The organism is Mycobacterium sp. ML4 (genome assembly GCF_054515735.1).
Map to the genome: position 1 here is coordinate 31,169 of NZ_JBTNSY010000026.1, position 13,996 is coordinate 45,164.

At 66.0% G+C, this 13,996-nt stretch carries 14 protein-coding genes and 2 pseudogenes; 8 read left to right on the forward strand and 8 right to left on the reverse strand.

All coding sequences use genetic code 11. The features are described 5' to 3' along the window. Positions 1-130 precede the first annotated feature (130 nt). Positions 131-1,759, reverse strand: coding sequence for a phosphoglucomutase (alpha-D-glucose-1,6-bisphosphate-dependent) (gene pgm, locus ACX9NE_RS24280; RefSeq protein ID WP_459364175.1), 1,629 nt, complete (start codon positions 1,757-1,759; stop codon positions 131-133). Positions 1,760-1,839: 80 nt separating this feature from the next. Here pgm and crcB (ACX9NE_RS24285) point away from each other — a divergent pair, with 80 nt between their 5' ends. The 3 genes from crcB (ACX9NE_RS24285) to ACX9NE_RS24295 are packed head-to-tail and all read left to right on the forward strand — an operon-like array spanning position 1,840 to position 3,694. Continuing rightward, positions 1,840-2,235, forward strand: a complete 396-nt coding sequence (gene crcB / locus ACX9NE_RS24285; RefSeq protein ID WP_459364174.1) for a fluoride efflux transporter CrcB — start codon at positions 1,840-1,842, stop codon at positions 2,233-2,235. Continuing rightward, positions 2,232-2,600 carry a fluoride efflux transporter CrcB gene (gene crcB, locus ACX9NE_RS24290; protein WP_459364173.1) on the forward strand — a complete coding sequence of 123 codons (369 nt, stop codon included), beginning with the start codon at positions 2,232-2,234 and terminating at the stop codon, positions 2,598-2,600. Before crcB (ACX9NE_RS24285) ends, crcB (ACX9NE_RS24290) begins: the two co-directional genes overlap by 4 nt. After that, on the forward strand, positions 2,597-3,694 hold the full coding sequence (locus ACX9NE_RS24295) for a DUF190 domain-containing protein (protein WP_459364172.1): 1,098 nt from the start codon (positions 2,597-2,599) through the stop codon (positions 3,692-3,694). The genes crcB (ACX9NE_RS24290) and ACX9NE_RS24295 overlap by 4 nt, the downstream gene beginning before the upstream one ends. Here ACX9NE_RS24295 and ACX9NE_RS24300 read toward each other — a convergent pair. The 4 genes from ACX9NE_RS24300 to ACX9NE_RS24315 are packed head-to-tail and all read right to left on the reverse strand — an operon-like array spanning position 3,688 to position 6,476. Continuing rightward, positions 3,688-4,323 (reverse strand): GNAT family N-acetyltransferase, encoded by a 636-nt coding sequence (locus tag ACX9NE_RS24300; RefSeq protein ID WP_459364171.1) that lies wholly within the window; start codon positions 4,321-4,323, stop codon positions 3,688-3,690. The genes ACX9NE_RS24295 and ACX9NE_RS24300 overlap by 7 nt on opposite strands. Further along, positions 4,305-5,174, reverse strand: a complete 870-nt coding sequence (locus tag ACX9NE_RS24305) for an LLM class F420-dependent oxidoreductase (RefSeq protein ID WP_459364170.1) — start codon at positions 5,172-5,174, stop codon at positions 4,305-4,307. The genes ACX9NE_RS24300 and ACX9NE_RS24305 overlap by 19 nt, the downstream gene beginning before the upstream one ends. A 21-nt stretch (positions 5,175-5,195) precedes the next feature. Further along, positions 5,196-5,543 carry a DUF488 domain-containing protein gene (locus tag ACX9NE_RS24310; protein ID WP_459364169.1) on the reverse strand — a complete coding sequence of 116 codons (348 nt, stop codon included), beginning with the start codon at positions 5,541-5,543 and terminating at the stop codon, positions 5,196-5,198. A gap of 15 nt (positions 5,544-5,558) precedes the next feature. Continuing rightward, positions 5,559-6,476 (reverse strand): HpcH/HpaI aldolase/citrate lyase family protein, encoded by a 918-nt coding sequence (locus ACX9NE_RS24315; RefSeq protein WP_459364208.1) that lies wholly within the window; start codon positions 6,474-6,476, stop codon positions 5,559-5,561. A gap of 133 nt (positions 6,477-6,609) precedes the next feature. Between ACX9NE_RS24315 and ACX9NE_RS24320 the strand changes: the two genes are divergently transcribed. Both ACX9NE_RS24320 and ACX9NE_RS24325 read left to right on the forward strand, forming a co-directional pair. Beyond that, positions 6,610-7,077, forward strand: a complete 468-nt coding sequence (locus ACX9NE_RS24320; protein WP_459364207.1) for an SRPBCC family protein — start codon at positions 6,610-6,612, stop codon at positions 7,075-7,077. Next, positions 7,070-8,872 (forward strand): sulfatase-like hydrolase/transferase, encoded by a 1,803-nt coding sequence (locus ACX9NE_RS24325; RefSeq protein WP_459364168.1) that lies wholly within the window; start codon positions 7,070-7,072, stop codon positions 8,870-8,872. The genes ACX9NE_RS24320 and ACX9NE_RS24325 overlap by 8 nt, the downstream gene beginning before the upstream one ends. 703 nt (positions 8,873-9,575) lie before the next feature. Here the strand turns inward: ACX9NE_RS24325 and ACX9NE_RS24330 are convergent. Beyond that, a pseudogene (locus ACX9NE_RS24330) lies at positions 9,576-10,016 on the reverse strand (DUF5994 family protein); the annotation flags it as partial. Between the two features lie 296 nt (positions 10,017-10,312). Between ACX9NE_RS24330 and ACX9NE_RS24335 the strand changes: the two are divergent. After that, on the forward strand, positions 10,313-10,546 hold the full coding sequence (locus tag ACX9NE_RS24335; RefSeq protein ID WP_459364167.1) for a hypothetical protein: 234 nt from the start codon (positions 10,313-10,315) through the stop codon (positions 10,544-10,546). 355 nt (positions 10,547-10,901) lie between these two features. Here ACX9NE_RS24335 and ACX9NE_RS24340 read toward each other — a convergent pair whose 3' ends face one another. Then, positions 10,902-11,501: a TetR family transcriptional regulator gene (locus ACX9NE_RS24340; RefSeq protein ID WP_459364206.1), complete on the reverse strand. Its 600-nt coding sequence runs from the start codon at positions 11,499-11,501 to the stop codon at positions 10,902-10,904. Between the two features lie 317 nt (positions 11,502-11,818). Here ACX9NE_RS24340 and ACX9NE_RS24345 point away from each other — a divergent pair. Beyond that, positions 11,819-11,920 (forward strand): annotated as a pseudogene (locus tag ACX9NE_RS24345) (SDR family oxidoreductase); the annotation flags it as partial. Between the two features lie 14 nt (positions 11,921-11,934). Next, the gene (locus tag ACX9NE_RS24350; protein ID WP_459364166.1) at positions 11,935-13,137 is read left to right on the forward strand and encodes a cytochrome P450; all 1,203 of its coding nucleotides are present in this window, start codon (positions 11,935-11,937) and stop codon (positions 13,135-13,137) included. A gap of 4 nt (positions 13,138-13,141) precedes the next feature. Here ACX9NE_RS24350 and ACX9NE_RS24355 read toward each other — a convergent pair whose 3' ends face one another. Beyond that, positions 13,142-13,966, reverse strand: coding sequence for an LLM class F420-dependent oxidoreductase (locus ACX9NE_RS24355; protein WP_459364165.1), 825 nt, complete (start codon positions 13,964-13,966; stop codon positions 13,142-13,144). Positions 13,967-13,996: the final 30 nt, after the last annotated feature.

Consider the following 13,996-nt stretch of genomic DNA (forward strand, 5'->3'; position numbering starts at 1 on the left):
TACACCACCGGCCACACGCGTTCAAAGTCGCTGGTGAGCACCGCGTGATGTCGCCGGCAATATCGAGTTCGCCAACGGCTTACCGCTTCCTCGAAGCCGCTGGTGTGACCAAGTTACAAGCAGACAACTCCTACCCGATCACGCCGTTGACGACCTCCCGCGCCGTCGCCTGCACCTGCGCCAGGTGCTCCGGTCCGAGAAACGACTCGGCGTAGATCTTGTAGACGTCCTCGGTCCCCGACGGCCGGGCGGCGAACCAGGCGTTGGCCGTGGTCACCTTCAACCCGCCCAACGGCGCACCATTGCCGGGCGCGGTCGTCAGTTTGGCCACGATCGGCTCCCCCGCCAACGAGGTGGCAGTCACCTCCGAGGCCGAAAGCCGCCCGAGACGGGCCTTCTGCTCGCGGTCGGCGGGCGCATCCACCCTGGCATACACCGGCGCTCCGTACTCAGAGGTCAGCTGTTCATACCGCTGTGACGGCGTCAGACCGGTCACCGCCAGGATCTCCGAGGCCAGCAACGCCAGGATGATCCCGTCCTTGTCGGTGGTCCACACCGAGCCGTCGCGCCGCAGGAACGAAGCCCCCGCCGACTCCTCACCGCCGAACCCGATGGTCCCGCCGATCAATCCGTCGACGAACCATTTGAATCCGACCGGCACTTCCACCAGCTCCCGGCCGATCCCTGCCACCACGCGGTCGATGATGGACGAGCTCACCGCCGTCTTGCCCACGCCAACCCCGGCCGGCCACGACGGCCGGTGGGTGTAGAGGTAGTCGATCGCCACCGCCAGATAATGGTTCGGGTTGAGCAGCCCCCCGTCGGGCGTGACGATGCCGTGCCGGTCGGAGTCGGCGTCATTGCCGGTGGCGATCTGGTAGCGATCCCTATTTGCGATCAGCGAGGCCATCGCGTCGGGTGAGCTGCAGTCCATCCGGATCTTGCCGTCGTGATCCAGCGTCATGAACCGCCACGTCGCGTCCACCAGCGGGTTGACCACCGTCAGATCCAGGCGATGCCGCGAAGCGATCTCAGACCAATAGTCCACGCTCGCCCCGCCGAGCGGGTCCGCGCCGATGCGCACGCCGGCGTCCCGGATCGCGTCGATATCGACGACATTGACCAGGTCGTCGACATATGCGCCCAGGTAATCGTGACGCTGCACCGAGCCCAGCGCTCGCGCCAGCGGCACGCGCCGCACGACGGACAGGTCACGCAGAATTTCGTTGGCGCGCTTGGCAATCACACCGGTCGCGGCACTGTCGGCCGGGCCGCCGTTGGGCGGGTTGTACTTGAAGCCGCCGTCGGGCGGCGGGTTGTGGGAGGGCGTCACCACGATCCCGTCGGCCAGTCCCTCGGTACGGCCCCGGTTATAAGTGAGGATCGCGTGACTGATCGCCGGAGTCGGGGTGTAGCGGTCGCGGCTGTCCACCACCGCCGGGACACCGTTTCCGGCCAGCACCTCCAGCGCCGACACCCATGCGGGCTCCGAAAGGCCGTGCGTGTCACGGCCGATGAACAAGGGCCCGGTGGTCCCCTGCGCCGCGCGGTATTCGACGATCGCCTGGGTGGTCGCCAAAATGTGCGCCTCGTTGAACGCGCCGTTCAACGCCGAACCCCGATGACCCGAGGTGCCGAACACCACCTGCTGGGCGACATCGTCGGGATCGGGCGCCAGCGAGTAATACGCCGTGACCAGGTGCGCCAGGTCGACGAGGTCTTCGGGCTGGGCCGGCTGACCGGCTCGGGCGTGGGCCATGGTCATTGATTCTGCCGGTTGGACGTAACACCCTTTAGGCTGCGTAGGCGCATAGTTGGCACACCGGAAGGAAACAGCCCGTGGCACGGCCTGACTATCGGGAGTTGGCGGCCATCTTCGCCGGCGGCGCGCTCGGCTCGCTGGCACGGGCCGCGCTGGCCACCCTCGCCGTCCCCGACCCGGCGCGCTGGCCGTGGCCCACGTTCGTCGTCAACATCCTCGGCGCGTTCCTGGTGGGCTACTTCACCACCCGACTGCTGGAGCGACTGCCGCTGTCGAGTTATCGGCGTCCGCTTCTGGGCACCGGATTATGCGGCGGCTTAACGACTTTCTCCACAATGCAGGTCGAGACCATCAAAATGGTCGAACACGGTCACTGGGTTCTGGCCGTCACCTACACCGTCATCAGCATCGTGCTGGGACTCCTCGCGGTGTACCTGGCCACCGCCCTGGTGCGGCGGGTGCGCATCCGATGACGACGGCCCTGGTCTGGCTGGGAGTCATGCTGATCGGCGGCCTCGGTTCGGTGACCCGGTTTCTGGTGGATCGGACGGTGGCGCGGCGGGTGGGCCGGCCATTCCCCTACGGCACGCTCACCGTCAACATCAGCGGCGCCGCCCTGCTCGGGTTTCTCACCAGTCTGGCTCTGCCCAAGGACGTGTCGCTGTTGATCGGTACCGCGTTCGTCGGCGCCTACACCACGTTCTCCACCTGGATGCTGGAGACGCAACGCCTCGGCGAGGAGCGTCAGCTGCCGGCGGCGTTCGCCAACATCGCCGTCAGCGTCCTGCTCGGACTAAGTGCGGTGTTGCTGGGACATTCGATCGCGGGGCTGATATGAGCGAAAAGAGCCTGAAGCTGACCGCCTACTTCGGCGAGCGTCAGCGTGCCGTCGGCAAGCCACGACGATTCCTGGCCGACGAGATGCTGGACCTGTTCGGCGCGCGCGGGGTGGCCACCAGCGTCATGATGCGCGGAGTCGCGAGTTTCGGGCCCACCGGCGGCCTGCACAGCGACGTGTCGCTGAGCCTGTCCGAGGACCCTCCGGTGACGATTGTCGCCGTCGACGTCGAATCGAAGATCCGCGCCCTGGTAGACGATGTCACCGCCGTGACAGGCCATGGGCTGGTGACCCTGGAACGTGCGCGCCTGATCACCAAACACAGCGGCACCGATGCGCTCAGCGAGATCGACAGCCGGACCGGAGACGCCGCCAAACTGACCGTGTACGTGGGGCGTCAGGTACGCATTGCCGGAAAGCCGGCCCATCAAGCGGTGTGCGAATTGCTGTATCGTCACGGATTCGCCGGTGGGACAGTGCTTCTGGGGGTGGACGGCACGGCGTACGGCCGCCGCCAGCGAGCCAGATTCTTCGGCCGCAACGTCAACGTGCCACAGATGATCATCGGGATCGGACTGCCTCCGCAGGTCTCCGCCGCGGCCACCGAACTCGCGACCCTGTTGCCCAACCCGCTGCTGACCGTCGAACGGGTGCGACTGTGCAAACGCGACGGCGAATTGTTCGCCCGCCCGCAGGAGCTACCGCCCACCGACCACCAGGGACGCACCCTGTGGCAAAAGCTGATGGTGCACACCGCCGACGGAGAACACCAAGAGGCACAACCGATTCACCGCGCGATCGTCCAGCAATTGATGCGATCCAAGACAGCGCGGGGCGCGACCGTACTGCGCGGCATCTGGGGCTTTCACGGCGACCACAAGCCGCACGGGGACAAGCTTTTCCAGCTGGTCCGTAAGGTCCCGTTGATGACCATCGTGGTGGACACTCCCGACGCCATCGCACGCAGTTTCGACATCATCGACGAGCTGACGACCCGCCACGGGCTGGTCACCAGCGAGATGGTGCCGGCAGCCATGTCGCTGGACGGCCTGCAGCGCATCCCGGAAACACCACTTGCCGAGTACGACTATTGATCGCGCAGCCGGGGCACGTCGTCCAAGGTGCGCGGCAACACATACAGCGCCCGCCGCCGGTTGACGCTGTCGTGTTCGCCGAGGAAGACACAGCCACCGTTCTCGCAGAAGTCCCGCAGCAGCGTGTTGCGGTGGTCTGGATCGAACATGATCCGCCGGCACTCCGGTTCGGCATTGAACGCGCTGGCCACAAAGTGCGGCAACAGCAGCAGCACCATTCCCCGGTCGAGCACTTCCAGGTCGGCCAGCGCCGGCCGCACACCGAGGTCGCGCGGATCGCACTCATACACGGTCGAAATCAAATCCTTTGCGGCCCTGTATAACTCAACATAGCCATGATCATGCCCGGCAATGCTGCCGATGAAGGGCCGACAGTAGGTGCCGTCGAGTTGGGTGCGCAGGTACTCGCGCCACCGAGCCGCCGGCCATGCCTGCGCCCACCCCCGTCGCAAGTGAGGCCTGCTCATCCACTCGGCAATCATCTCCGCGTCGAGCTCCGGATCAGCCAACCGGCAGCCATAGGGCGGGGGCACCTCGGGCATCGGGGGGGCGGGCACGTCGCGAATGTGCGCGGGCAGGTCGGCCAGCTCTCGCGGAAGCAGATTGTCATTCACAGCGCCGAGCCCCATTCGTCTGCCAATGCCGAAATCCAGGCCGGTACCGCATCGGCAGTGTCTGGCGGCGACTGCACCAGCACCACCTCGTCGATGCCACACGCGGCAAGCGCATCAAGGTCGCCGACCCGAGGTTCGGCCAAGGCTACCGCCAGTCGCAACCCGCTGCGGTCACGCCCCAGTTCGGTACACATCTCGCTGAGTAGGCACACGCGGTCCCGTACCTCCCCGACGCCGTCGAGGTTGAATCCGTACCAGCCGTCGCCCCAGGTGGCCACCCGCCGCAGCGCCGCGTCGCTGTTGCCACCGATAACGACCGGAATCCGACGTCGAGCAACAGGTTTGGGGTTGACCCGGATCGAGTCGAAGCCGACGAACTGCCCGGCGAATGAGGCGACGTCCTCGCGCCACAACGTGCGCATTGCTGCGACATACTCCGCGGTGCGCGCGGCCCGCCGCTCAAACGGCACGCCGAGTGCCTCGAATTCCTCCCGGGACCAGCCGACGCCCACTCCGAGCGTCAACCGTCCGCCACTCAGCCTGTCCAGACTGGCCGCCTGCTTGGCCACGATCACCGGGTTGTGCTCGGGTAACAGTAGTACCCCGGTAGCCAACCGGATCCGCGAACTGGCCGCGGCCGCGAAGCTCAGCGCAACCATCGGGTCCAGCCAGTCCGCGTCCGCGGGAACGGCGATGACGCCGTCGCGCGAGTACGGGTACCGGGACTCGGAACGGTCCACCATCACGACGTGTTCGCCCGCCCACAAGGTCGCGAACCCGTGGCTATCCGCAGCGGCGGCGACAGCGTCGATCACAGTCCTCTCGGCGCCGGCTCCGATTCCCAGCGCATGCAATCCCAGCTGCATCTGTCGATGGTCTCACGTGCGTCAGCGGCCCCCGAGGAGCTTGGCCAAGACAGTCGCATGACTGCCCTGCACGTCGCGACTGGCCGTCACCAGGGTGACCACCCCACGCCGGACGAGCTCGCGAAGCTCTGCCAGTGCCGGACTGCCGGCGAGCTCCGTTTCATAACGCGAGGCAAACTCATCGAACTTCTCAGGCTGGTGGTGATACCACTCCCGCAACTGCTTCGACGGCGCGACGTCCTTGCACCAGATGCCGACCCGCGGGTCGCCCTTGCGGATGCCGCGTGGCCAGATGCGATCGACCAGGACGCGCTGCCCGTCCTGCGGGCTGAGGTCGGAGTAGATCCGTTCGATGCGAACCCCGGGCACTCTGGCACCGCCCGATCAGTAGTGATAGGTGTCCGACGGAGCCGGGGAGTGCACCTGTTCGTCCTCGAATTCCGACGCGACGATGCCGTACGAGCGCGCCAGGTCGAGTATCTTGGTGGCTCGGGCGATGCGCGGCAGGTCCGATCCGTTGCGGATCTCTCCGCCGTCACGCTCGAACTCCGCGAAAAACTCTTTGGCCCAACCGATTTCATCCTGCGACGGGGACAGGCCCTCGTTCACCACGACACATTGGTCAGGCGACAGGCAGATCTTGCCGGTCATTCCGAACTCGACGGAAACCGCGGTCGCCTCGATCAGTTTCAGCGGGTTGGAGCCGATGGTGGGCCCGTCGATCGCACTGGGCAGCCCGGCTGCCTTGGCCGCGATCGTGAATCGCGACCGGGCATAGGCCAAGGTGGCCGGTTCTTCGCCGAAGCCGGTGTCGCGCCGAAAGTCACCGATCCCGAATGCGAGGCGGAAGGTGCCTTTGGCCGCCGCGATCTCGGTGATGCGTTCCAGCCCGCGGGCAGTTTCAACCAGAGCCACGATCGGCACATTCGGCAGCCGTTTGGCAGTCTCGGTGACATGGTCCACCGATTCGACCATCGCCAGCATCACCCCGCCCACCGGGGTGTCGGCCAGCTGTGCAAGGTCGTCGGCCCACCACGGGGTGCCGAAGCCGTTGACCCGGACCCAGTCGCTGTTGTCGGCCGCCAGCCACCGCACCACGTTTTCGCGGGCGCTGCCCTTGTCCTTGGGCGCCACCGCGTCCTCGATGTCCAGAACCACGATGTCGGCGCGGGAGTGAGCCGCCGCCTCGAACCGGTCGGCGTGCGCACCGTTGACCAGTAGCCAACTCCGGGCCAGGACCGGGTCGATGCGTGAACCGACGTCGGCGGGATCCGTCGCGTCGTAGTTGGCTTGGTCATACATTGCGTGCTGTGCCGCCTTCTCGTCCCGATCGATGACTGGTCGCCCATTACCGTAGCGACAGCGCATCTCCGACAGCACCGTGACCTGTGAAGTTCAGGGGCAGGGTGTCGAGAAGCCCGACAGAAATGCGACCATGGTGTTGGATGACGGGGTGGGAGATATCAGCCGCAGCCGAACGGTGATGGCCCCAGCGCAGGCGATTTGGGACGTCCTGGCCGACTTCGGAGCCCTCAGTTCCTGGGCCGATGGCGTCGACCATTCCTGCGTACTCCGGCACGGTCCCGACGGCGGGGCCGTGGGCACCACCCGCCGGGTGCAGGTGGGTCCCAACACGCTGGTGGAGCGGATCACCGAGTTCGACCCGCCTACGACCCTCGCCTATGACATCGAGGGCCTGCCCACCCGGTTGCGTAAGGTCGCCAACCGCTGGACGTTGCGACCAGTGGGTGCGCAGACGGCGGTCGCGCTGATCAGCACGGTCGAGGTCGGGACCGGCAGGCCGGCGCGGATGGCGGAATGGGTTGCACTGCGGGTCCTGGCCAAACAGTCCGATGCGCTGCTCGCCGGGCTGGCCCGACGAATGGAGAACACGCATGTCTGAGCGCCCCGACATCGTCATCATCATGACCGACGAGGAGCGCGCGGTACCGCCCTACGAGTCAGAGGGCCTGCTGGCCTGGCGCCAGCGGACCTTGACCGGCCGTCGCTGGTTCGACGAGCACGGTGTCAGCTTCAGCCGGCACTACACCGGGTCGCTGGCCTGCGTGCCCAGCCGGCCGACCATGTTCACCGGTCAGTATCCGGACCTGCACGGCGTGACTCAGACCGACGGCATCGGCAAGCGCTTCGACGATTCGCGGCTGCGCTGGCTGCGCGCCGGCGAAGTGCCCACCCTGGGCAACTGGTTCCGCGCGGCCGGTTACGACACCCATTACGACGGCAAGTGGCACATCTCCCACGCCGATCTTGAAGACCCGGCGACCGGCGGATCCCTGGCGACCAACGATGACGACGGCGTCGTCGATGCGGCTGCCGTACAGCGCTACCTCGACGCCGACCGGCTCGATGCCTACGGCTTCTCCGGCTGGGTGGGACCCGAACCGCACGGCGCAGGCAACGCCAACAGCGGGTACCGCCGCGACCCGTTGATCGCGGACCGGGTGGTGGCATGGCTGGGCGACCGCTATGCGCGGCGCCGTGCCGGTGACATGCGAGCGCTGCGGCCGTTCCTGCTGGTGGCCAGCTTCGTCAACCCGCATGACATCGTCCTGTTCCCGGCCTGGGTGCGGCGCAGCCCCATTGCGTCCTCTGAGCTGGACCCGCCGCCGGTTCCGGCGCCGCCGACCGCCGAGGAGGACCTGTCGACCAAGCCGGCAGCGCAGATCGCCTTCCGGGAGGCCTACTACTCCGGATACGGACCTTCTCCCGCGGTCAGACGTAGCTACCAGCGCAACGCGCAGCGCTACCGCGACTTGTACTACCGGCTGCACGCCGAGGTCGACACGCCGATCGACAGGGTGCGCCGCGCCGTCACCGAAGGCGGCTCCGACAACGCCGTGTTGGTGCGCACCTCCGATCACGGCGATCTGCTGGGCGCACACGGCGGCCTGCACCAGAAGTGGTTCAACCTGTACGACGAGGCCACCCGGGTTCCCTTCGTCATCGCCCGGGTCGGCGCGAACGCGACCCGGGCGCGCACCGTCACCGCACCGACATCGCACGTCGATCTGGTGCCGACGCTGCTCGGCGCCGCCGGCGTCGACGTCGAGGCGGTGGCCGCGCAGCTTGCCGAGTCGTTCTCCGAGGTGCACCCGCTGCCCGGACGCGACCTGATGCCTGTCGTTGACGGCGCACCTGCCGACGAGGAGCGCGCCGTCTACCTGATGACCCGCGACAATGTGCTCGAAGGCGACACCGGGGCGTCGGCGCTGTCCCGCCAACTGGGCCGCGACGTGAATCCGCCTGCGCCACTTCGGATTAAGGTTCCTGCGCACGTGGCCTCCAACTTCGAGGGCCTGATCGTGCGGGTGCCGGACGAGGATGGCGGCTCGGGGCATCTGTGGAAACTGGTCCGCACCTTCGACGACCCGGCCACCTGGACCGAGCCCGGCGTTCGCCACCTGGCCGCCAACGGGATCGGTGGCGAGGCATACCGGACCGATCCTATCGACGACCAGTGGGAACTCTACGACCTGACCGCCGATCCCGTTGAGGCGCAGAACCGTTGGGCCGACCCAGAGCTGCACCAGCTGCGACAGCAGCTACGCATGCAACTCAAACAGGCCCGGGCCGGCTCGGTGCCCGAGCGCAATCACCCTTGGCCCTATGTGAACCGGCAGCCTCCCACGGGTGAGTCCGAGGGCTTGGTGCGCCGGGTCCTGGACCGCTTCCGCTAGAGCACGCGGCACCCACATTGCCGTCATGGTCGCGTCATCGCGGCATGTACGACCGTGGCGGCAATCTCAGCAGCGCCTGAGCCAGTTCGGCGCTGATGTCTGGTGCCACCCGGGCAGGTCGCCCAGAACGTCACGTGCGGGACAGATCCGACATACACGCCGCGCAGGTCGGCCAGCACTTCGACGCCGGCTTCGACGAGGCAGCAGATCGGACCCGATAGGGACGGGTTCTTCGCCCCATCGGAGCGCGACGTGCTCCCTGCGCGGCGTAGCAAGTGCCGTCGAGATTGCGGTAGTGGTCGTGGCGTAGGCACCGATCACTGCCATAGCGGCAATCTCGACACGGTCCCGCGCACTATCCAGGGCGTCCGTCTGGCCATCAGCGCCACCCGACACCTGGTAGGCGCGCCATCCTTTCCTATCTGCACCGCTACGCAGAACTATTCGACCGCGCGCCGCGAATACGACTGGGTACGCCGGTCGATCGGCTGCGGCGGGCCGACAGAGGATGGTTAACTGAGCCACTCCGGCACTGAAAAACGCTTCGACCGGATTGTCACTGCACCGTCGCAATTCGCCGATGCGGTCGCCGCTTTCGGAGCGGTCACATCTGAGGAACTCACTGAATCCGAGCGTCGCCGTTGGTCACTACTGGACCGGTGCAGCTGACGCCATCGCGGGAGAGCAACCCCCGCCCTGCGTCGGCGTCCGCCGCACGCTGCTGCCGCGCGGCATACAAGATCGAACCTGCGGTCTGAAACGGCACCGTGTCGCGGTGGGGGGCGGCGACGGGCAGGTCGGCGGCCAGCCGCAACATCATCAGCGCGAGCGTGCCGTTGGTGGAGTATGGGACGATCAGCACATTCGCCAGGGCGTCCGCACCGGTCACCGTCATCACGTGCTGCTGCTTGTGCTGCCAGCCCTGCCAGTTCAAGTCAGGCGGCCGCTGCAGCGGCGGCCAGTTCACCGCGATGTCGGTGATCTCGCCGAGTCGTGCCCGAAGCGCGAGGATCAACTCGGGCAACTCGACACCGATCCGGTCGGTACGGGGCCACCATGCGCCGTCGATCTCGTGCCCGAGCTCGCTTGCCAGCGTGAGGCGGATCGGGGTGGAGTGACGTCGCGCCCCCAGCGAGTAACTCACCGGCCCGTCTTCATCGGCGGGCCGGACCGCAGGTCAGGGCGGCCTGGTGGCCTGTCACAGGCAGGACTGCGGGGTTCACGAGGTTGTTCCTTCATGCTGGGCATCGTCGTCTCGCGGCTGCGGAACGGCGGAGGAATCACATTGCCCTGAGGCACGGCCCGTAGCGAACTACCGGTCACCATCGCTGACAACGAAAAGACTCATCGATGACGGTACGCCACCTCAAGAGACGTCCAAACCCGGGTCATGAATCGTGATAGGCGACGGTTACCGACGGTATAGGGGAGGATGGAAGCATGGCCACACAAAACTGGTGCGATGCACCCGAGATTCACCCGTCGGAGATCCGGGTAGGTGACACCATTGGCACGGTGGCTCCTGACCATCTCCCTTACCAGGTGAGGATGATCAGCACTCCGCAAGCAGGTTCGACTCGATGGACGTTCTTCGGCCGCGACAAGAACGGTCAACAGCACTCGGACACGTTCCGCGACGGCCAACTGGTCCGCCGGTACGCCACCGCTTCGTGACCGCCTGACGCGTGAACGATCGATGCCGAAATTCTTGTTACCGACGTCGCGGTCTGCAAGCTGACCAACTGGCGGAGCGAAAACAACTGGGGCATCGTCTCGGGATTCCGAAAACCCGGTGCCGCCGTTGCTCCTCGAGCACCGTGGCGGCAAGTCCGGCAAGCTCGTCACCCTCCGCTGCTCTACCGGTGCGACGGCGACAACTTCGTGATCGGGATTCGACCCGCACTCACGTCAAAGGCCAACAATCTTGCGGACTCGGAACGGGCAGATTGGATGAAGATCGCGCTGCGTTGTGGCCTCGACCAGTCGATCTCTATGCCGATTTCCAGAAGTACCAGAAGCGGACCAACGTTCATCCTCGCGCCGCGTTAGCCGTCAGCCGGAACAGGGCGCGGTCCAGCGTCGGGAGGATTTCGGTGATGGGGATTTCTCCGGCAGCAAATCGCGCGACCAGGCCGTAGGCCAGGTTGGACACGATCGGCGGCACCTCTTCGATCAGGTCAGGTTCGGCATCGGCAAGCACCGCCATCGCCGCGGGCACCACCGCGTCCAGGCCGCGGCTCACCAGTTGTTGTCCTCCCGGAGCCGAGCGCGCGCGAAAGTATGCCCGCAGCATGTCAGGATGACGCTCCCAAGGCTCGAAGATCGTTCGGAAAAGCCGGCTCAGGCCGTCGTAGATCGATTCGGTGGACCCCCGCGTGTACGACGTCAGGCCCGCATAACGGTTCTCGTCCATCCACCGCTGGAGGGCGGCCAGTATCAGAGCGTCCCGGGTGGGGAAAAGTTTGTAGATGGTGGCCAACGAGGTACGCGCCCGCTTGGCGACCTCGCGCAGTTGCACGGCCTCATACCCCTCGGTTTCCAGGATTTCGACCACCACGTCGAGAATCAGGTCCAGGACGCGGTCGCCAGAACGACCGGCTTCGCCGTTCGCCGCTGCCGCACGGACCACACTCACCCTTGCCCCAAACCTTGCCCAGTGTTGGTAACGCGGTTACTCTACCGACTGTAACCTAGTTACTCAACGAGAGGTCGCCGATGCCCGGCCGAGTAGCAAAGTCGCCCACGCCGATATCGGCACGGGTGGCGTCCGGCTGGACCGGAGGGCCGAAGACCTGTGGCAGGAGATGATCGACGTCGATCTCGCCGGAGTTTGGAGTCGGTGAAAGCCGCTGTGCCGCATCTGCTTTCCAACGGGACGGCTCGATCGTGCGCACCGGTTCGGCGGCCGGCCTCAAGGCTAATGTGCGGCGGGTCCCGTGGGTCAATGCCGAGGACATCAGCAACGCGGTGCGGCTTCTGGCCTCCGACGAGGCGCGCTACATCACCGGCGTCACGCTGCCTGTCGACGCGGGAAGTTGCCTGAAGTAGTGAAAGGACTTGGCATGACCATCACTTCGGACACCGACGTGTACTACGACCCCTACGACGTCAATATCACCGCCAACCCCTACCCCACCTACGCCCGGCTGCGCAGCGAGGCGCCGCTGTATTACAACGAGCGCTATAACTTCTGGGCGATCTCCCGCCACTCCGACGTCGAGAAAGCGCTGTCAGACTGGGAAACGTTCTCCAACAGCCGAAGTGACATATTGGAACTGATCCAATCCAAGTTTCCCATGCCTCCCGGCGTGATGATGTTCGAAGATCCGCCCACCCACACCATGTTGCGGGGGGTCATGTCGCGGGTGTTCACTCCGCGCCGGATGGCCGCCATCGAGGACCAGATCCGGGCCTACTGCGTGCGCTGCCTCGATCCCCTGGTGGGCTCGGACGGTTTTGACATCATCGCCGAACTTGCGTCCATGATGCCGATGCGTGTCATCGGCATGCTGCTGGGCATCCCCGAGGACGACCAGATCGGTGTGCGCGACGCCAACGACGCCAACCTGCGCACCAAACCCGGCACGCCGATGAAGGTGACCGACCCCGATTCGATCGCCGACGGCCGCATTTACGCCGACTACGTCGACTGGCGAGCCAAGAATCCCTCGGACGACCTGATGACAGAGCTGCTCAACGTCGAGTTCGAGGATGGAACCGGGGTGACGAGAAAGCTCAGCCGCAAGGAGGTGCTGCACTATACGCAGGTCGTCGCGGGCGCCGGCAATGAAACGACCGGCAGGTTGATCGGTTGGCTGGCCAAGGTGCTCGCCGAACACCCCGATCAGCGTCGCGAAGTCGCCCAGGACCGCTCGCTGTTGACGCGCGCGGTGGACGAGACATTGCGCTTCGAACCGACCGGCCCGCACGTCGCGCGCTACACGATCCGCGACTTCGAGAGCTACGGCAAAACCGTGCCCGCCGGCAGCGCGATCCTGCTGCTCTTCGGATCCGCGAATCGGGATCCGTTGCGCTACGAGGATCCTGACACCTTCAATCTGCACCGCGACAACGTTTCTCACCTCACGTTCGGCAAAGGCGTGCACTACTGCCTCGGCGCCAATCTGGCGCGCCTGGAAGGCAGGGTCGCGCTGGACGAACTACTCAACCGTTGGCCGCAATGGGAGATCGACTACGACAGCCTCAAGCTGGCGCCCACCTCGACGGTGCGGGGCTGGGAGCGGTTGCGGATAGTTCTATCCTGAGGGTTCAGCGTAATTGCGCCAGCGCTGCCAGTTCGTCGAGATGACGCAGCGTCTCGTCACGTGGCACGGTCTCCAACTCCAGCAAGACCCGCTCCACACCCAGCGGCGCGTATCCCTCCAGCGTTTGGGCCGTGGCGTCACCCCATTGACACACGGTCACTTTGACGTCGACACCGGCGACCGCACGCAGCTCTTCGATGGGACCCGCCAGCACATCGGGGGACGGGCTGAGCGCGATCCACCCGGCATTGAACTCGGCGATGCGCTTGAAGATGGCCGGTCCCCCGCCCACGTACACCGGCGGGTGGGGCTTGGTCACCGGCTTCGGCCAACTGTAGATCGGGTCGAAATTTAGGTACCGACCGTGAAACTCGGCTTGCTCCCGGGTCCAGATCTCGATCATCGCCCGCAGTCGCTCGTCGGCCACCCGGCCGCGCACCGCGGGATCGACGCCGTGGTTGGCGATTTCCTCCCGCAACCATCCGACACCAACCCCGAACACGAATCGGCCCCCGGACACCAGATCCAGCGACGCGACCTCTTTGGCCGTCACGATCGGATCCCGTTGCGGGAGCAATGCGATCCCCGTTCCCAACAGCAGCGTGTCGGTGGTGACGGCCGCCGCCGTCAACGCTATGAACGGATCCAGCGGTCGGTAGTACTTGCGCGGAATCGGGCCGCCGCTGGGGTAGGGGCTGTTGTGACTGACCGGAATGTGAGTGTGCTCGGCGACAAACAGCGAATCAAAGCCCCGCTGCTCGAGTTCCGGGCCCAGGACGCTGGGGCTGATCCCCTCGTCGGTGATAAAGGTCAGAACCCCGAAGCGCATGTTTTCCCTCTCGTCGGTCCACCGTACCGA

Excerpts from the sequence above, each read along its gene's own strand:
- pgm (WP_459364175.1), bottom strand. The coding sequence starts at position 1,759 with ATGGCCCACGCCCGAGCCGGTCAGCCGGCCCAGCCCGAAGACCTCGTC.
- crcB (WP_459364173.1), top strand. The coding sequence starts at position 2,232 with ATGACGACGGCCCTGGTCTGGCTGGGAGTCATGCTGATCGGCGGCCTC.
- ACX9NE_RS24295 (WP_459364172.1), top strand. The coding sequence starts at position 2,597 with ATGAGCGAAAAGAGCCTGAAGCTGACCGCCTACTTCGGCGAGCGTCAG.
- ACX9NE_RS24300 (WP_459364171.1), bottom strand. The coding sequence starts at position 4,323 with ATGGGGCTCGGCGCTGTGAATGACAATCTGCTTCCGCGAGAGCTGGCC.
- ACX9NE_RS24305 (WP_459364170.1), bottom strand. The coding sequence starts at position 5,174 with ATGCAGCTGGGATTGCATGCGCTGGGAATCGGAGCCGGCGCCGAGAGG.
- ACX9NE_RS24315 (WP_459364208.1), bottom strand. The coding sequence starts at position 6,476 with ATGTATGACCAAGCCAACTACGACGCGACGGATCCCGCCGACGTCGGT.
- ACX9NE_RS24320 (WP_459364207.1), top strand. The coding sequence starts at position 6,610 with ATGGTGTTGGATGACGGGGTGGGAGATATCAGCCGCAGCCGAACGGTG.
- ACX9NE_RS24325 (WP_459364168.1), top strand. The coding sequence starts at position 7,070 with ATGTCTGAGCGCCCCGACATCGTCATCATCATGACCGACGAGGAGCGC.
- ACX9NE_RS24335 (WP_459364167.1), top strand. The coding sequence starts at position 10,313 with ATGGCCACACAAAACTGGTGCGATGCACCCGAGATTCACCCGTCGGAG.
- ACX9NE_RS24350 (WP_459364166.1), top strand. The coding sequence starts at position 11,935 with ATGACCATCACTTCGGACACCGACGTGTACTACGACCCCTACGACGTC.
- ACX9NE_RS24355 (WP_459364165.1), bottom strand. The coding sequence starts at position 13,966 with ATGCGCTTCGGGGTTCTGACCTTTATCACCGACGAGGGGATCAGCCCC.